This window comes from Pseudomonas sp. AG1028 (genome assembly GCF_007993955.1).
GTDB classification, from domain to species: Bacteria; Pseudomonadota; Gammaproteobacteria; order Pseudomonadales; family Pseudomonadaceae; genus Aquipseudomonas; species Aquipseudomonas straminea.
In genome coordinates this window covers 43,346-60,001 of the sequence record NZ_VIVP01000009.1, presented here as the reverse complement: position 1 = coordinate 60,001, position 16,656 = coordinate 43,346, and the positions used below count along the sequence as shown (strand labels likewise).

Annotated in this window: 14 protein-coding genes and 1 tRNA gene; 5 read left to right on the top strand and 10 right to left on the bottom strand. The window is 63.2% G+C overall.

The features are described from left to right. Nucleotides 1–105: 105 nt before the first annotated feature. From FB481_RS16035 to putA, 3 genes are all read right to left on the bottom strand, one after another. Nucleotides 106–318, bottom strand: a complete 213-nt coding sequence (locus tag FB481_RS16035; protein WP_093502765.1) for a VF530 family DNA-binding protein — start codon at nt 316–318, stop codon at nt 106–108. 100 nt (nt 319–418) lie between these two features. Further along, nucleotides 419–1,909 carry a sodium/proline symporter PutP gene (putP, locus tag FB481_RS16030; RefSeq protein WP_093502763.1) on the bottom strand — a complete coding sequence of 497 codons (1,491 nt, stop codon included), beginning with the start codon at nt 1,907–1,909 and terminating at the stop codon, nt 419–421. Between the two features lie 183 nt (nt 1,910–2,092). Next, complete coding sequence (putA, locus tag FB481_RS16025) at nt 2,093–5,269, bottom strand: bifunctional proline dehydrogenase/L-glutamate gamma-semialdehyde dehydrogenase PutA (RefSeq protein ID WP_147176993.1); 3,177 nt, start codon at nt 5,267–5,269, stop codon at nt 2,093–2,095. Between the two features lie 455 nt (nt 5,270–5,724). On the opposite strand from putA, the gene FB481_RS16020 reads away from it, so the two are divergent. After that, nucleotides 5,725–6,636, top strand: a complete 912-nt coding sequence (locus FB481_RS16020) for a pyridoxal-phosphate dependent enzyme (RefSeq protein ID WP_147176992.1) — start codon at nt 5,725–5,727, stop codon at nt 6,634–6,636. Nucleotides 6,637–6,684: 48 nt separating this feature from the next. Here FB481_RS16020 and FB481_RS16015 read toward each other — a convergent pair whose 3' ends face one another. From FB481_RS16015 to dapA, 4 genes are all read right to left on the bottom strand, one after another. After that, nucleotides 6,685–7,287, bottom strand: coding sequence for a recombinase family protein (locus tag FB481_RS16015; RefSeq protein WP_147176991.1), 603 nt, complete (start codon nt 7,285–7,287; stop codon nt 6,685–6,687). A gap of 348 nt (nt 7,288–7,635) precedes the next feature. Then, nucleotides 7,636–8,502, bottom strand: coding sequence for a phosphoribosylaminoimidazolesuccinocarboxamide synthase (locus tag FB481_RS16010; RefSeq protein ID WP_147176990.1), 867 nt, complete (start codon nt 8,500–8,502; stop codon nt 7,636–7,638). A gap of 154 nt (nt 8,503–8,656) precedes the next feature. Next, nucleotides 8,657–9,775: an outer membrane protein assembly factor BamC gene (gene bamC / locus FB481_RS16005; RefSeq protein WP_147176989.1), complete on the bottom strand. Its 1,119-nt coding sequence runs from the start codon at nt 9,773–9,775 to the stop codon at nt 8,657–8,659. A 17-nt stretch (nt 9,776–9,792) separates the two neighbouring features. Beyond that, on the bottom strand, nt 9,793–10,671 hold the full coding sequence (gene dapA, locus FB481_RS16000; protein WP_093502751.1) for a 4-hydroxy-tetrahydrodipicolinate synthase: 879 nt from the start codon (nt 10,669–10,671) through the stop codon (nt 9,793–9,795). Nucleotides 10,672–10,883: 212 nt separating this feature from the next. On the opposite strand from dapA, the gene FB481_RS15995 reads away from it, so the two are divergent. Together FB481_RS15995 and FB481_RS15990 are read left to right on the top strand one after the other, a co-directional pair. Beyond that, nucleotides 10,884–11,441, top strand: coding sequence for a glycine cleavage system protein R (locus FB481_RS15995; RefSeq protein ID WP_093502749.1), 558 nt, complete (start codon nt 10,884–10,886; stop codon nt 11,439–11,441). A gap of 13 nt (nt 11,442–11,454) precedes the next feature. Beyond that, nucleotides 11,455–11,925, top strand: coding sequence for a peroxiredoxin (locus tag FB481_RS15990; RefSeq protein ID WP_093502747.1), 471 nt, complete (start codon nt 11,455–11,457; stop codon nt 11,923–11,925). Nucleotides 11,926–11,982: 57 nt separating this feature from the next. Here FB481_RS15990 and FB481_RS15985 read toward each other — a convergent pair whose 3' ends face one another. Next, nucleotides 11,983–12,234: a sulfurtransferase TusA family protein gene (locus FB481_RS15985; protein WP_093502745.1), complete on the bottom strand. Its 252-nt coding sequence runs from the start codon at nt 12,232–12,234 to the stop codon at nt 11,983–11,985. Between the two features lie 108 nt (nt 12,235–12,342). Here FB481_RS15985 and FB481_RS15980 point away from each other — a divergent pair, with 108 nt between their 5' ends. Next, the gene (locus tag FB481_RS15980) at nt 12,343–13,779 is read left to right on the top strand and encodes a M48 family metalloprotease (protein ID WP_147176988.1); all 1,437 of its coding nucleotides are present in this window, start codon (nt 12,343–12,345) and stop codon (nt 13,777–13,779) included. A gap of 197 nt (nt 13,780–13,976) precedes the next feature. Here FB481_RS15980 and nadA read toward each other — a convergent pair whose 3' ends face one another. Further along, on the bottom strand, nt 13,977–15,035 hold the full coding sequence (nadA, locus tag FB481_RS15975) for a quinolinate synthase NadA (protein WP_093502741.1): 1,059 nt from the start codon (nt 15,033–15,035) through the stop codon (nt 13,977–13,979). Nucleotides 15,036–15,401: 366 nt separating this feature from the next. Between nadA and FB481_RS15970 the strand changes: the two genes are divergently transcribed. Beyond that, the gene (locus FB481_RS15970; RefSeq protein ID WP_093502739.1) at nt 15,402–16,421 is read left to right on the top strand and encodes a branched-chain amino acid aminotransferase; all 1,020 of its coding nucleotides are present in this window, start codon (nt 15,402–15,404) and stop codon (nt 16,419–16,421) included. 120 nt (nt 16,422–16,541) lie between these two features. Here the strand turns inward: FB481_RS15970 and FB481_RS15965 are convergent. Further along, a tRNA-Lys gene (locus FB481_RS15965) sits at nt 16,542–16,617 on the bottom strand. Between the last annotated feature and the right edge of the window lie 39 nt (nt 16,618–16,656).

Here is a 16,656-nt window from a genome sequence, read left to right as displayed (position 1 = left end):
TGCTCTGCGTCCGCTTGTGCAGGAACGTGACATTTGGAAGCGGACGCAGAGCATCCAGAGAGGCATCCCCACGCGGAGCGTGAGGAACGATCAGGGTAATGGCGCTTAGCGCTTGCGCTTCAGATAAAGTGCCTCAACCTTCTCCCGCGCCCAGGGCGTTTTGCGCAGAAAGGTCAGGCTCGACTTGATGCTTGGGTCGCTCTTGAAGCAGCGGATGTCGATGCGCTGGGCCAGGCCGTCCCAGCCCAGTTGCTCCACCAGCTCGGTAAGAATGGCCTGCAAAGTAATGCCGTGCAGCGGGTCTTTGGACGTGGTCATGGCGGGCTCCTGATGGCTGGGCGGCAAGCTTACCAGCAGGCACCAATGAAAAGGCCCGGACAATGTCCGGGCCTTCGATCAACAGGCTACGCAGGTACGATCAGAGATGCGCGTCCTGGTATTCCTTCTCGGCTTCGTCGAAGCGCTTGACCATCGCTGGCGAGGCCGGACTACCGATCTTGCTGAATACCACGATAGCCAGGGTGGCGAGGATGAAGCCCGGAATGATCTCGTACAGGCCCAGACCGATGAAGTTCTTCCACAGCACCACGGTGGCCGCACCGACCACCATGCCGGCCAACGCGCCGTTGCGGGTCATGCCTTTCCAGACCAGCGACAGGATCACCACCGGGCCGAAGGCCGCGCCGAAACCAGCCCAGGCGTAGGACACCAGGCCCAGCACCTTGCTGTCCGGGTTTGAGGCGATGGCGATGGCGACGATGGCGATCAGCAGCACCATCAGGCGGCCGACCCACACCAGTTCCTTCTCGCTGGCGCCCTTGCGCAGGAAGGCCTTGTAGAAGTCTTCGGTCAGGGCGCTGGAGCACACCAGCAGCTGGCAGCTCAGGGTGCTCATCACCGCGGCCAGAATGGCCGACAGCACGATACCGGCAACCCACGGGTTGAAGAGGATCTTGGTCAGTTCGATGAACACGCGCTCGCTGTTATCACTCACCGGGCCGGCCAGGGCCGGGTTGTTGGCGAAGTAGGCGATACCGAAGAAGCCCACGGCCACGGCGCCGCCCAGGCACAGGATCATCCAGATCATGCCGATGCGGCGTGCCGCCGGGATCGACTTGACCGAGTCGGCCGCCATGAAGCGCACCAGAATGTGCGGCTGGCCGAAATAGCCCAGGCCCCAGGCCAGCAGCGACACGATGGCGACGAAGGACAGACCGCGGAACATGTCGAAGTTGGCTGGGTTGGCCTGCTCGATGGTGGTCATCGCGGTATCGAAATCGCCAAGGGCAAGGATCACGAACACCGGGGTGATCAAGAGCGCGAAGATCATCATGGTGGCCTGCACGGTGTCGGTCCAGCTCACCGCCAGGAAGCCGCCGACGAACACATAGGCGATGGTCGCTGCAGCACCGACCCATAGAGCCACGTCGTAGCTCAGGCCGAAGGTGGATTCGAACAGGCGCGCACCGGCCACCACGCCCGAGGCGCAGTAAATGGTGAAGAACACCAGGATCACCAGCGCCGAGAAGATGCGCAGCAGCTTGCTGTTGTCTTCGAAGCGGTGGGTGAAGAAGTCCGGCAGGGTCAGCGCGTTGTTATTGTGCTCGGTGTGCACACGCAGGCGACCGGCAACGAACAGCCAGTTCAGCCAGGCGCCGAGGATCAGGCCGATGGCGATCCAGCTTTCCGAGATACCGGCGATGAAGATGGCGCCCGGCAGGCCCATCAGCAGCCATCCGCTCATGTCCGAGGCACCAGCGGACAGCGCCGTCACGAAACTGCCAAGGCTGCGACCACCGAGGATGTAGTCGGAGAAGTTCTTGGTCGCGCGGTAGGCAATGAAACCGATCAGCACCATGGCCAGGATATAGACCACGAAGGTGACCAGCATGGGAGTACTTGCAGTCATTGGGGAAAGCCCCTCTCGTTTGTTTTTATTAAAACCGGGTGACCCGGTCCAGTTGGCACATCACGACCATCAATCACGGCCGTGCTCCAGGTACGCCACTCTTGTGGTGGCGTTACCGATTCGGGGCATCAGCCCCCAATAGCAAAACGGGCAGAAATCTCATCGATTCCTACCCGTTGTCTGTTACTCGTCGCCCAGCGACAGCAATGAAGCGTTGCCGCCCACCGCCGTGGTGTTCACTGAGGTGGTGCGCTCGTTGACGAAGCGCAACAGGTAGCTCGGGCCGCCGGCCTTAGGGCCGGTGCCGGACAGGCCGCAACCGCCGAACGGCTGCACGCCGACCACCGCACCGATCTGGTTGCGGTTCACATACAGATTGCCGACACGCGCCAGGGCTTCGATGCGGGCGGCAGTTTCCTCGTTTCGGCTGTGAATGCCAAGGGTCAATCCGTAACCGGTGGCGTTGATGGCTGCCACGACCTTCTCCAGATCGCCGGCGTCGTAGCGCACCACGTGCAGCACCGGGCCGAACTGTTCTTTCTTCAGTTCGTGAATGCCGCCGATCTCGAAGGCCACCGGCGCGACGAAATGACCGTTCAGGTCGCCTGCCACCGCAGCCTCGGCGATCAGCTTGCCCTCGCCTTTCAGCTGGTCGATATGCGCCAGCAGGCCTTCGCGGGCCTCGGCATCGATCACCGGGCCGATATCGTTCTCACGCAGGTGGGTCGGACCGATCTTCAGCTCGGCCATGGCGCCCTTGAGCAGGTCGATCACTCGGTCGGCGATGTCACGCTGCACGTACAGCACGCGCAGGGCCGAGCAACGCTGGCCGGCGCTGGTGAAGGCAGAGCCGACGGCATCCTTGACCACCTGCTCGGGCAGCGCGGTGGAGTCGACGATCATCGCGTTCTGGCCGCCGGTCTCGGCGATCAGGGTGGCGATCATGCCGTCCTTCTCGGCCAACTGGCGGTTGATGATCCGCGCCGTGTCGGTGGAGCCGGTGAAGCACACGCCGGCCACACGCGGGTCGCGGCAGAACACACCGCCCAGGGTAACACCGTCGCCCGGCAGGAAGGCGATCACGTCTTTCGGCAGGCCGGCTTCGAACATCAGCTCCAGGGCACGGGCAGCGATCAGGCTGGTCTGCTCGGCCGGCTTGGCCAGCACCACGTTGCCAGACACCAGGGCAGCGGTGATCTGACCGAGGTAGATGGCCAGCGGGAAGTTCCACGGGCTGACGCAAACGAAAATGCCGCGGCCTTCATGGAACAGCTCGTTGCGCTCACCGGTCGGGCCCTTGAGTTCTTCGCGGCCCAGTTTCAGGCGCGCCTGCTGGGCGTAGTAACGGCAGAAGTCCACCGCCTCGCGTACCTCGTCGATGCCGTCCTGCATGGACTTGCCGGCCTCCACGGTGCACAGCGCCATCAGCTCGGCACGGTGGTTTTCCAGCAGGTCGGCCAGGCGCTCGAGCACACTGGCACGGGCGTCGATGGTGGTGGCGTTCCAGTTCGGCCAGGCAGCGCTCAGGCCATCCAGCGCCTGGGCGGCCTGGGCGGCGGTGGCGAACTGCGCGGTGCCAACCACCTTGTTCAGATCATACGGGCAGCTAACCTCCTGGGCGGTGCCGCTCAGGGTCTGGCCGTTGATCACCGGCGCGGCCTGCCACTGGCGATCCAGTTGCGGCCGGTAAGCTTTTTCGAGTTCGGTCAGCGATGTCTGGATGTTCATGTTGATGCCCTGGGAGTTTTTCCGTGTGGCCCCGTACAGCGCAGGCGGCAGCGGGATTTTGTTATTGGCGAGGCTGGCGAACTTGCGCAGCTGGGTGACCGGGTGATCGATCAGCGACTCGACCGGCACGCTTGGGTCAACCAGCTGGTGCACGAACGACGAGTTGGCGCCGTTCTCCAGCAGGCGCCGCACCAGGTACGGCAGCAGGTCCTTGTGGGCGCCGACGGGGGCGTAGATGCGCACGGTCTTGCGGTGCCTCTCCAGCACCGTGTCGTACAGCGCGTCGCCCATGCCGTGCAGGCGCTGGAACTCGAACTCGCGCGGCGACGCCTGCTCGGCAGCCATCGCCAGGATGCAGCTGACGGTATGGGCGTTATGGCTGGCGAACTGCGGGTAGATCACGCCGCGGGTGAAATCGCTGAGCAGGTAGCGCGCGCAGGCCAGATACGAGGTATCGGTACCTTCCTTGCGGGTGAATACCGGGTAGCCGTCCAGGCCCCACACCTGGCACTGCTTGATCTCGCTGTCCCAGTAGGCGCCCTTGACCAGGCGCAGCGGCATCTTCTCGCCGAGCTCCTTGCCCAGCAGGGTCAGCCACACCAGCACCGGCAGGCAGCGCTTGGAATACGCCTGGATGACCAGGCCGAACTCGCCCCAGCCGGCGATGGCCGGGTCACGCAGCAATTTTTCGTACAGCTCCAGGGACAGCTCGAGGCGGTCCGCCTCTTCGGCGTCCACCGAGATGCCGACATTGAGCTTGCGCGCACGGATGGCCAGCTCGCGCACATTGGCGAACAGCTCGCTGAGCACGCGCTCGCGCTGGGCCGTTTCATAACGCGGGTGCAGCGCGGACAGCTTGATGGAGATCGACGGCTTCGGGCCTGGACCGACCTGCGGCTCGGCGCCGACGGTGTCGATGGCCTTGCGGTAGTCGGCCATGTACTTCTCGGCGTCCTCGGCGGTCAGCGCCGCTTCGCCAAGCATGTCGAAGGAATAGGTGTAGCCCTTCTCGCGCTCCGGGCGACCGTTCTTCAGCGCCTCGCTGATGGTGCGACCGAGCACGAACTGCTTGCCCATCAGCTTCATGGCCTGGTTCATCGCCGCGCGAATCACCGGCTCGCCGGAACGCTGGATGAGGCGACCGAGCACTTTCTTCGGGCGCCCGTCGGCAGCTTGCGGGTCGACAACCTTGCCGGTCATCACCAGGCCCCAGGCCGCGAAGTTGACCAGCACGTTGTCGCTCTTGCCCAGGTGCCGCTCCCACTCGGCAGCGCTGAGCTTGTCGCGAATCAGCGCATCGGCGGTGCTGGCATCCGGCACGCGCAACAGCGCTTCGGCCAGGCACATCAGCATCAGGCCTTCCTGGGTATCCAGGCTGTACTGGCGCAGCAGTGCATCGAGGGTGTCGACCGCATTGTCGCGACCGCGCACGTCCTGAATCAGGCTGCGCGCCTGCTGACGAATGCTCTCGATACCGGCGGCACCGGGATCGGCGAGCTTGAGCAGCTCCTCGAGGTACGCGGTTTCGTCGACGTTGTAGTTGGCACTGATGGCGGGAAAGAAATCGGCGGCTTTGGAGGCGGAGACCTGCGCGAGAAACTCCGGCTGCAAGACCTGGCTGGCTTTGAACATCACGCCCATCCTCTTGTAGGGATTATCTGTGGGGTACCCCTGCTTTGGTTCTAGCCCAGATACGAGGATATGGCGATCACAGGCTTGCAGAAGCGGATGGCGGAATTTAGTGGCAGATCGGTGACGGCTTCTTGCGGAAAGCTCTGGAGTTTTTGCAGAAAACTCCGAATAGCCCAACAGCCCTGAAGACTGACGGAGTAGCGGGGCTATATGCGGATGAGATGAGTGACGCCAGCTCCCTCAGGTCAGCTGCCGAAGTGACGTTGCCCGGCGTATTCCGCTGCCGATGAGCAAGTATTCTTGCCGCCACTTCCCGTCGACGCGCTATCGTGTCGACCTTGAAGCAATCCTGGAAAAGCGCAGGCGTGCGTTCGGCGAACGAGGCGAGAATCCAGCTGTAACCTCCTTCCCTGCAAGCCATGAATCGAGTTACCCCATTACACGGAGTTGAAAGCATGTCGCTGAGCATCAAGACCCCTCTTCTGGAATCGCTGCCTCTGAGTAACCGTGTCGGTACCAAGGTGTGGATGAAGATGGAGGCCATGCAACCAGGCGGATCCTTCAAGATTCGTGGCGTTGGCTTCGCCTGTGAGCAGCACCACGAAAGGGGCGCCGAGCGCTTCATTTCGTCCTCGGGCGGCAATGCCGGACTCGCCGTCGCCTACGCTGGGCGCCGCCTGGGTGTACCGGTGATCGTGGTCGTTCCGCAGACGAGTTCGGAGCGCGCGCGAAGCCTGCTCAAGATGGAAGGGGCTGAAGTGATCGTTCACGGCGAGTCCTGGTTCGAGGCCAACGAGCTTGCCCGTTCCTTGCAGACAGCAGCTGACGCCTTCATTCATCCGTTCGACGATCCGCTTCTGTGGACCGGTCATGCGTCGATGATCGATGAGGTCGTCGCCGATGGCCTACGTCCGGATGCCGTTGTGCTCTCTGTTGGCGGTGGCGGCCTCCTGGCTGGCGTCGATGAGGGCTTGCGTCGCAATGGCCTCGTCAATGTGCCGATCTATGCGGTCGAGACACACGGAACCGCATCGCTGCAGGCCTCCATCAGCGCACGACAGCTCGTGGAGATTACAGCGGTTTCCGGGGTCGCGACCTCCCTTGCAGCGCGTCAGGTTTGCCGCAGAGCCTTCGACGTGTCAGAAGAGCGGCCCGTGATACCTGTTCAGGTCTCGGATCGAGAGGCTGTAGAGGCTTGCCTGACCTACCTGAATGATCATCGCACCCTGGTCGAGCCAGCCTGTGGCGCAGCCCTGGCTGTGCTGTATGGAGGCAAGGTTTCCCTCGCTGAGTTGAACAACGTGCTGGTCATCGTATGCGGTGGCTCCACGGCGCCCATCGAGTCGCTGCTCACCTTACGTGGCTGATGCCTGACTTATAGGCACATGGCGCGAGTAGATAGCGGTCTTGGAGGGTTACTGCTTTTCGACTCGCCGCAGCGCGCGATAAAGCGTAGAACGATGTACGTTGAGCGCCTTGGCCGCTTGATCGACCGACTGGCCTTGCTGATCGATCAGCCGTTTCGCCTCGTCGATCTGCTCGCTGGTCAGCGTCGGTTTGGCGCCGAATTTCACGCCGCGCGCCTTGGCGGCCTCGCGGCCGTCCTTGGTTCGCTCCAGGATCAGCGAGCGCTCGAATTCGACGATGCCGGCGAAGACCGCCAGCACGGCCAGGCCATTTTCCGTGGTGGTGTCCGCCCAGGGTTCGGACAGGCTGCGCAGCCCCGCGCCACTGATATGAATGCGCTCGGCGATTTCCAGCAGCTCCCGGGTGCTGCGCGCCAGGCGATCGAGCTTGGTGACGGTGAGTACGTCGCCGGGGCCCAGCTCACTGAGCAGGCGGGTCAGTTCGGGACGGTTGCGCCAGTTGTTCTTGGTCTGCTCGGACACTAGCCGGGTACAGCCCGCCAGCTCCAGGTCGAACAGCTGGCTGATCAGATTGGCAGTTTCACTGGCACGCGCGTAACCCAGATAACGGGGACCGCTTTCCTCTTGTTCCAACTCCGACAATTGGCTCATCGCTGAGCAGCTCCCATCGAGGCGTCATGGCGAGCCACGGGAACAGTGGAAAGCGTTTCCGGATGCGAGGGGAAGGATTGGCGAGACAAGGCTGGAATCATGCGGCGTGTGCTCTGCGCTGGCGGCCCGACCGGCGCGGAAATGAACCTGCCTTGCCGCAACTGCGGTGGCACCCAGCCGCTAACCTACACCAAGCGCCACGGCGGGAAAAGGTTGCGACGTGGCCCTCGCCAATGCCAAAACCGCAAGCTGCCTGAGGCGCCAACTGGATTGAGTTTACAGACGAACCCAACGAAAACGCCGCCACTCCCTTTCGGCAACGGCGGCGTCTGCGTTGGCAACGCGTGATCAGGCGGTCAGCCGGGTCAGCGCTTCGCGATATTTGTCGGCGGTCTTCTGGGCGACATCAGCCGGTACGGCCGGGGCCGGCGGCTCCTTGTTCCAGCCGGTGGACTCCAGCCAGTTGCGCACGAACTGCTTGTCGAAGCTCGGCGGGTTGCTGCCCTCGGCGTAGCTGTCGGCCGGCCAGAAGCGGCTGGAATCCGGGGTCAGCACCTCGTCCATCAGGGTCAGGGTGCCGTCTTCGTCGAGGCCGAACTCGAACTTGGTGTCGGCGATGATGATGCCGCGGGTGGCCGCGTATTCCACCGCTGCCTTGTACAGGGCGATGGAGGTGTCGCGCACCTTGGCGGCCAGTTCGGCGCCGATGATCGCCTCGCACTGGGCGAAGCTGATGTTCTCGTCATGGTCGCCCACGGCGGCCTTGGTCGACGGAGTGAAGATCGGCTCGGGCAGCTTGGCCGCTTCCTTCAGGCCGGCAGGCAGCGCGATGCCGCACACGGTGCCGCTCTTCTGGTATTCCTTCCAGCCGGAACCGACGATGTAGCCGCGCACGATGGCCTCCACGGCCACCGGCTTGAGGCGCTTGGCGACCACGGCACGGCCCTCGACCAACGGCAGCTCGCCGGCCGGCACCACGTCTTCGACGCGATCACCGGTGAAGTGGTTGGGCACCACGTGGGCCAGCTTATCGAACCAGAAGTTGGAGATCGCGGTGAGGATCTTGCCCTTGTCCGGAATCGGCTGCTCGAGGATCACGTCGAAGGCCGAGAGGCGATCGGTGGCGACCATCAGCATGCGCTTGTCGTCGATCTCGTAGAGGTCGCGGACTTTGCCCGAATAGATCTTTTTCAGGCTCAGAGAAGGTGTGCTCATGTCGGGATTGCGCCTCGTCGCGGGATAGTCGCGCCGCACGGCGTCAAACGGACGCACCACGGCTGTAAGGGGCGGCAGGAAAACGCCCTGCCTGTGAAAACAAAAGGCGAAACCCAAGGGGTTTCGCCTGTCGCCAAACTCGTGCCAGGAGTCCCTAGCCGAGGTTCTCCTGGATCATGTCCAGCACCTTGCGGGCCACATCGGCCGGCGCCACGGTGTTGATGTCCTTCTCGACGGTTACCTGCACGGTGTCGCCCACGGCGGTCAGGCGCACCTGGTAACGCTCGGCGCGCGCTTCGATGGCAGCCTTGTCTTCCGAGCCGCCGAACATGCGCTTGAAGAAGCCCGGCTTCTCGTTGTTGCGCTGCGGGCCTTCGGCCAGGTTGACGTAGTACACGCCCAGAGTACGGTTGATATCGTCGACGCGCAGGTCAGCCATGCGCAGCGAGCGGCCCACGCCGGACCAGGCGCGGTCGAAGTCGGTGCTCAGGTTGAGGATCGGGTTGCCGTTGCCATCCTGCGACAGCGCTACGCGATTCGGCGCATCGAAGTCGCGGCCGGCGAGCAGCGAAACCGAGCCGCCCTGCTCCACGCTGCGAGTCAGGCTGGCCTGCAGCTCGTCGAGCAGTGCGGCGTCGAGGGTCTTGTTAACGCTGCGCTCGGTGAACGGCACGTCAGCATTGCTGCCGGCCGGACGCTGGGCGCTGACCACGAAAATTTCGCTGGTATTGCGCTGCACGCCTGGCTCGAGACGCACGTGCACACGGGTTTCTGTGTTGCTGTCCAGACCACCGACGCGGCCGGTCAGGCGGCTCTGCATGCTGCTGGACAGGGCGTCGAAACGCTGCCAGTCGGTGCTGAATTCACCGGTCTGCGGGCGCTCGTCGACAATGCGGAAACCGCCGTCTTCGAAGAACTGCCGCGCGCCTGGCCACACTTCGGCCGGTACGCGCTGGGCGACCAGCCAGCTGGAGTCGCCGCTGTTCTGCAGGCTGAAGTCGCTGACGTTTGCGGCGACGTTGAGCGCCTGTGGGCGCGGCACTTCATATTCGCCCTTCACGTCGCTGTCGCGAATCTGCTGGGGAACCGGCAGCAGTGGGTCGAGGCGCTTGGCTTCGACGTCGGCTGGCAGCTTCATCGGCGCGGTTTGACGTGCGCCCAGGTAATCACTGCCGCGGTCGCGGAAGTAGCCATTTTCGCCCCAGATCCAGCCACAGCCACTGGTGCTGGTGATGATCAGGGCAAGTGCGGAAAGTCCGGCCAGTCGCTTCATGCGTCGTAGTTCCTCGATTAGACCAATACACCGGACTGGCGCAGGGCCTGACGCAGCGGTTCGTGACAACGGGGGCTCAACCAGGTCAGCGGCAGGCGAATGCCGTCGGCCATCATGCCCATTTCATTCAGGGCCCACTTCACCGGAATCGGATTGGCTTCGATGAACAGGTTCTTGTGCAGGGGCATCATACGGTCGTTGATGGCCCGGGCGATTGCGGCTTCACCGCGCATGGCAGCGGTGCACATGTCGCTCATGGCGCGCGGTGCGACGTTGGCGGTCACCGAGATATTGCCTTTGCCGCCGAGCAGGATCAGCTCGACCGCGGTCGGATCGTCACCGGAGTAGAGGCTGAAGCTCGAGCCGACGCGGTCGAGGATGTCACGGGCACGCTGCAGGTCGCCGGTGGCTTCCTTGATGCCGATGATGTTGTCGACCTTGGACAGGCGCTCGACGGTTTCCGGCAGCATGTCGCAGGCGGTACGACCTGGCACGTTGTAGAGAATCTGCGGGATGGCCACGGCTTCGGCGATATGGCGGAAGTGCAGATACAGGCCTTCCTGGGTCGGCCGGTTGTAGTAAGGGGTGACCAGCAGGCAGGCGTCGGCGCCGGCGCTCTTGGCATTCTGGGTCAGCTCGACCGCTTCCCGGGTGGAGTTGGCGCCGGTGCCGGCGATGACCGGGATGCGCCCGGCGACCTGATCCACCACGCGACGAATCACTTCGATGTGCTCGTTGACATCGAGCGTCGCCGATTCGCCTGTGGTGCCGACCGCGACGATGGCATGGGTGCCCTCTTGCAGGTGGAAGTCCACCAGTTTGCTCAGGGCCTCCCAGTCGAGATTACCCTGCGCATCCATGGGCGTGACCAGTGCCACCATACTGCCCGCAATCATGCAACCGCTCCTGCCGAAAAAGAGAGCCGTAATGGTACTGGCGCCACCAGCCTTGCACAAGCGACCAAGTGGCTGTGATGGCGGGCATTGCACATGCTCGACAGCACGGCCAGGACATAGATGGTCATTCCCCTGACGAGCGCTTTTCGCTACCCTGCGAGTTTGTTTGGCGCTGTCTATAGCGTCGGGCGTTCAACGTTTAGGAAGGCTGCATGTCCACCCCCCCAGTTCGCGAACAATTCCTCGTCATCAGCGCACTTGGCAGCAACGCCATGGAGCTGACCAACGTGCTGTGCCGAGCCAGCCATGAAAACCGCTGTGCGGTGATCAGCACGCGCCTGAGCCGCCACGGCGAACTCAGCGCACTGGTGCTGCAGATCTCCGGCAACTGGGATGCCCTGGCTCGCCTCGAAGCCGGCCTGCCGGCCCTGGCCAAGAAACACGAGTTCACCGCCAACGTGATCCGCAGCGCCGCCCAGGAGGTACGCCCCCAGGCGCTGCCCTACGTGGCCTACGTCAGCTCCGTGTACCGCCCGGACATCCTCAATGAACTGTGCCAGTTCTTCATCGACCACCGCGTCGAGCTTGAAGCGCTGACTTGCGATACCTATCAGGCGCCGCAAACAGGCGGCACCATGCTCAACGCCACCCTGACCGTCACCCTGCCCGCGGGCACCCAGATCAGCTGGCTGCGCGACCAGTTCCTGGATTTCGCGGACGCACTGAACCTGGATGCCCTGATCGAACCCTGGCGCCCACAGAATCCATAAGGAGCCCTGCCCCATGGCCATCGCTATCGATTCCCCCGTTCCCGACTTCAGCGCGCCGGCCACCGGCGGTGATTTCAACCTGGCCGCCCACAAGGGCACGCAGCTGGTGATCTACTTCTACCCGAAGGACAACACCCCAGGCTGCACCACCCAGGGCCAGGGTTTTCGCGATGCTAATGAGGCCTTCGCCGCCGCCAACACGGTGATCGTCGGGGTTTCACGCGACAGCCTGAAGACTCACGAGAACTTCAAGGCCAAGCAGGGCTTTCCCTTCGAACTGATCTCGGACAAGGACGAAAGCGTCTGCAACCTGTTCGACGTGATCAAGCTCAAGAAGCTCTACGGCAAGGAATATCTGGGCATCGACCGCAGCACCTTTCTACTCGACAAGAACGGCGTGCTGCGCCAGGAATGGCGCGGGGTGAAAGTGCCCGGCCATGTCGACGAAGTACTGGCCGCCGCCCAGGCCTTGAACAAAGCCTGATACAGATAAAAATGCCGCTCTCGAGCGGCATTTTTCATTCAGTGCACGGCACTCGCATCACGCCTTGCGCAACCAGTAGCGAAACACCCCGCCCTCGCTTTCCTCACGCAGTAGCATGTGACCAGCCAGGCGCGCGAAGGCACGAAAATCGCGCTGCGACCCGGCATCCGTGGCCGACACCTTCAGCACCTCGCCACTGGCCAGGCCATTGAGCGCCACCTTGGCCTTGAGCAGCGGCAGCGGGCAATTCAGCCCGCAGGCATCCAGCTCGGCCTGATGCTCGCCCTGCCAATCCGACACTTCACTCATGACACCCTCCCGTTTGCAGGCTGACAGCATAACCCAAGCCCTGCCGGCGCTGGTCAGGCAACTGCCTGGCCGCTACAGTACGGCACTGATCAAACAAGAGCCCTGTGCATGAATGTTCTGCGCCCCACTCTGCTGACGCTCGCCTGCCTGCTGGCACAACCGGCCATGGCCAGCGACCTGCCCTCCCTCGGTGACGCCAGCTCGGCGATGGTCTCGCCGCAACAGGAATACCAGCTGGGCCGCGCCTGGCTGAGCATCGTGCGTGGCCAGGTCAGCCAGCTATCGGACCCGCAGCTCAAGGACTACGTCGAGAGCAGCGTCTACCGCCTGGCCGAAACCAGCCAGGTACAGGACCGGCGCCTCGAGTTCGTGCTGCTCAACAGCCCGCAGATCAACGCCTTCGCCGCGCCCGGCGGGATCATCGGCGTCAACGGCGGCCTGTTCCTCTATGCCCAGACCGAAGGCGAATACGCCTCGGTACTGGCCCACGAACTGGCGCACTTGTCACAGCGCCACTTCGCCCGCGGCCTGGAAGCCCAGAAGCGCATGCAGTTGCCGGTCATGGCCGCCATGCTCGCCGGCATCGTCGCTGCCGCAGCCGGCGCCGGTGATGCCGGTATCGCCGCCATCGCCTCGACCCAGGCGGCGGCCATTCAGGAACAGCGGCGTTTCTCGCGGCAGAACGAGCAGGAGGCTGACCGTATCGGCCTGGTCAACCTGGAAAAGGCCGGTTACGACCCGCGCTCGATGCCAAGCATGTTCGAACGCCTGATGCGCCAGTACCGCTACGACCGCATGCCGCCGGAATTCCTGCTCACCCACCCGGTTTCAGAGTCGCGGATCGCCGACACCCGCAACCGCGCCGAGCAGTTCCCCGCTGGCGGCACCGAAGACAGCCTGCGCTACCAACTGATGCGCGCGCGCGTGCAACTGACCTATGAGGAAACCCCGGGCATTGCCGCCAAACGCTTCCGCGCTCAGCTCGACGAAAACCCGAACATGGATGCCGCCCGCTATGGCCTGGCCATCGCGCTGATCAAGGGTAGTCAGTTCGACGAAGCCCGTGACGTGCTGGCACCGCTGCTGCAGAAGGCACCCAACGACATCACCTATAACCTGGCGCAGATCAGCCTGGACTCTGCCGCCAACCACCTGCCAGCGACCGAGCAGCGCGTCAGCCGCATGCTCGACCTGTACCCAAACAATTACCCGCTGAACCAGGCGCGCATCGACCTCTTGCTCAAGCAGCGCAAGATTCCCGCCGCCGAGCAGGCGCTCAACGATCTGCTCAAGCGGCGCATGAAGGATCCGGATGTCTGGTATCAGGTGGCGGAAGTGCGCGGATTGAGCGGCAACACCATCGGCCTGCATCAGGCCCGTGCGGAGTACTTCGCACTGGTCGGCGATTACAACCAGGCCATCGAACAGCTCGACTTCGCCAAGCGCCGCGCCTCCAACAACTTCCAGCTGGCCTCGCGTATCGACGCTAGGCAGAAGGAGTTGATCGAAGAGAAACGTATGACCGAGGAAATGCTGCGCGGCTAAGAGCCTGTTCACGATCTGCTGCGCGTCGGCCCTACTGTGTTAAAAACAGGCTCGGAATGCTCATTTACAGCTCGTAAACTCCGCTTCCTCGCCTGTTTTTGCCTTGTATGGCTCTAGCTCGCGAGATCGTGAACAGGCTCTAAGGGCGCAGCACGAGCCCGATACGCTATCGGCCGATGGCGTATCGGGCTGGGGAGTCAGGCGTTGCCGGCCTGCTTCAGGCGGGCGGCCTGGGTGAAGTCCAGCATGCGCTTGAGCGGCTTGATGGCCCGCGGAATCAGCGCCGGGTCCACGAACACTTCATTGCTACCCTCGCGCAGGCACTGCAGCGTGCGCTGCAAGGTGTTCATCGCCATCCAAGGGCAGTTCGCACAACTGCGGCACGCCGCGCCGTTACCGGCAGTCGGCGCTGCCACGAATTCCTTGTCTGGGCAAAGCTGCTGCATCTTGTAGAAGATGCCGCGGTCGGTGGCGACGATAAAGGTCCTGTTGGACATGAGCTGGGCCGCGGCGATCAGTTGGCTGGTCGAGCCGACCGCATCGGCCAGCTCGATCACCGCCGTCGGCGACTCCGGGTGCACCAGCACCGCAGCTTCCGGGTACAGCGCCTTCATGTCCTGCAGCTGACGCGCCTTGAACTCCTCGTGAACGATGCAGGCACCATCCCAGAGCAGCATGTCGGCGCCGGTCTTGTTCTGGATGTAGCGGCCCAGGTGTTGGTCCGGCGCCCAGATGATGCTCTCGCCGTTGTCCATCAGGTGCTCGACGATCTCCACCGCGCAGCCAGAAGTCACCACCCAGTCGGCGCGCGCCTTCACGGCCGCCGAGGTGTTGGCATACACCACCACGGTGCGCTGCGGGTGCTGATCGCAGAACGCGGCGAACTCATCGACTGGGCAACCCAGGTCCAGCGAGCAGGTGGCCTCCAGCGTCGGCATCAGCACGCGCTTTTCCGGGTTGAGGATCTTGGCGGTCTCGCCCATGAACTTGACGCCAGCCACCAGCACGGTCTGCGCCGAATGCTGGTTGCCGAAGCGCGCCATTTCCAGGGAGTCGGACACGCAGCCGCCAGTCTCTTCGGCCAACGCCTGCAGCACCGGGTCGCAATAATAGTGAGCGACCAGCACGGCGTTCTGGCGCTTCAGCTCCTTGGCAATTTCATCACGGTAGAACGCTTCCTGCTCCGCGGTCAGCGTCTCTGGCTGCTTGGCGTCGAGGTGAGCCTGGACTAGAAGTCGCTCGGCAATCTGCGTCATGTCATCAGGCCCTATCGAGGTCTATCTGCACGGGACGTGGAGTATACCGCCAGACGCACTGCGCCTGCCGGAGCGCGCCGCCGCCTCGCCTGCAAAAGCAGCAATGTCGGGTGGCGCGGGCGCGCATGGTGGTGCATTGACCAAGTTTTTTCAATCTCGCCGCGCCTGCCAGCGCGACACCGGTTGATCGCCACGATAATCCGCCGCATCATCACCGCTACGGCCATCGTTAGCGATCAGGCACGCCTTGGGCCTGAAGAACAGCCCACCCTTTTACCGACTGCACAAGCAAGCGCCTGTGCGGTCACCCTGAAAATTCAACGGACATACGCACGCCGCAGTGGCCGTTCAGCGATTGAGGATGTCATGGCTTACGAAAACATCGAATGGGACAAGCTGGGTTTCGACTACATCAAGACCGACCAGCGCTACCTGTCGCACTGGCGCAACGGCGACTGGGATCAGGGCACGCTGACCGAAGACAACGTGCTGCACATCAGCGAGGGCTCGACCGCCCTGCACTACGGCCAGCAGTGCTTCGAGGGCCTCAAGGCCTACCGCTGCAAGGACGGCTCGATCAATCTGTTCCGCCCCGACCAGAACGCCCTGCGCATGCAGCGCAGCTGCGCCCGCCTGCTGATGCCGGCGCCGTCGACCGAGCAGTTCATCGAAGCCTGCAAGCAGGTGGCCAAAGCCAATGAGCGCTTCATTCCGCCGTATGGCTCGGGCGGCGCGCTGTATCTGCGCCCGTTCGTGATCGGCGTGGGCGACAACATCGGCGTGCGTACCGCACCCGAGTTCATCTTCTCGGTCTTCTGCATCCCGGTCGGCCCGTACTTCAAAGGCGGCATGAAGCCGAACAACTTCGTGATCTCCAGCTATGACCGTGCCGCGCCTCAGGGCACCGGCGCCGCCAAGGTCGGCGGCAACTACGCCGCCAGCCTGATGCCGGGCTCGCAAGCCAAAAAGAACAACTTCGCCGACTGTATCTACCTCGATCCGCAGACCCACACCAAGATCGAGGAAGTCGGCTCGGCCAACTTCTTCGCCATCACCCACAACGACGAATTCGTCACCCCGAAATCACCGTCGGTACTGCCAGGCATCACCCGCCTGTCGCTGATCGAACTGGCGCAGAGCCGCCTGGGCCTGAAGGTCATCGAAGGCGACGTGTTCATCGACAAGCTGAGCGAATTCAAGGAAGCCGGCGCTTGCGGCACCGCGGCGGTGATCACACCGATCGGCGGCATCGAGTACAACGGCAAGCTGCACGTGTTCCACAGCGAGAAGGAAGTCGGCCCGGTGGTCAGCCGCCTGTACGCTGAACTGACCGGCGTGCAGTCCGGTGACGTCGAAGCCCCAGAAGGCTGGATCGTCAAGGTGTAAACCGCGCAGCTGGCGGCTCCCTGGAGCTGCCAGCCCGGTTCCTTGAGACAGAAACTAAAAAGCCCGAACCTCTGTAGAGATTCGGGCTTTTTAGTGCGCCTTCACTTAGAAGGCTTGAGATGGTGGGTCGTGTAGGATTCGAACCTACGACCAATTGGTTAAAAGCCAACTGCTCTACCAACTGAGCTAACGACCCGTGGTGCGAGCGCTATGATACTGATTTAACTCAGGAATT

What these genes read in the sequence shown, in the direction of transcription:
- FB481_RS15990 (WP_093502747.1), top strand. Translation starts at nt 11,455, where the DNA reads ATGGCCATCGCTATCGATTCCCCCGTTCCCGACTTCAGCGCGCCGGCC.
- FB481_RS16015 (WP_147176991.1), bottom strand. Translation starts at nt 7,287, where the DNA reads ATGAGCCAATTGTCGGAGTTGGAACAAGAGGAAAGCGGTCCCCGTTAT.
- FB481_RS15985 (WP_093502745.1), bottom strand. Translation starts at nt 12,234, where the DNA reads ATGAGTGAAGTGTCGGATTGGCAGGGCGAGCATCAGGCCGAGCTGGAT.
- putA (WP_147176993.1), bottom strand. Translation starts at nt 5,269, where the DNA reads ATGTTCAAAGCCAGCCAGGTCTTGCAGCCGGAGTTTCTCGCGCAGGTC.
- FB481_RS16010 (WP_147176990.1), bottom strand. Translation starts at nt 8,502, where the DNA reads ATGAGCACACCTTCTCTGAGCCTGAAAAAGATCTATTCGGGCAAAGTC.
- dapA (WP_093502751.1), bottom strand. Translation starts at nt 10,671, where the DNA reads ATGATTGCGGGCAGTATGGTGGCACTGGTCACGCCCATGGATGCGCAG.
- putP (WP_093502763.1), bottom strand. Translation starts at nt 1,909, where the DNA reads ATGACTGCAAGTACTCCCATGCTGGTCACCTTCGTGGTCTATATCCTG.
- FB481_RS15980 (WP_147176988.1), top strand. Translation starts at nt 12,343, where the DNA reads ATGAATGTTCTGCGCCCCACTCTGCTGACGCTCGCCTGCCTGCTGGCA.
- bamC (WP_147176989.1), bottom strand. Translation starts at nt 9,775, where the DNA reads ATGAAGCGACTGGCCGGACTTTCCGCACTTGCCCTGATCATCACCAGC.
- FB481_RS16035 (WP_093502765.1), bottom strand. Translation starts at nt 318, where the DNA reads ATGACCACGTCCAAAGACCCGCTGCACGGCATTACTTTGCAGGCCATT.
- FB481_RS16020 (WP_147176992.1), top strand. Translation starts at nt 5,725, where the DNA reads ATGTCGCTGAGCATCAAGACCCCTCTTCTGGAATCGCTGCCTCTGAGT.
- FB481_RS15995 (WP_093502749.1), top strand. Translation starts at nt 10,884, where the DNA reads ATGTCCACCCCCCCAGTTCGCGAACAATTCCTCGTCATCAGCGCACTT.
- FB481_RS15970 (WP_093502739.1), top strand. Translation starts at nt 15,402, where the DNA reads ATGGCTTACGAAAACATCGAATGGGACAAGCTGGGTTTCGACTACATC.
- nadA (WP_093502741.1), bottom strand. Translation starts at nt 15,035, where the DNA reads ATGACGCAGATTGCCGAGCGACTTCTAGTCCAGGCTCACCTCGACGCC.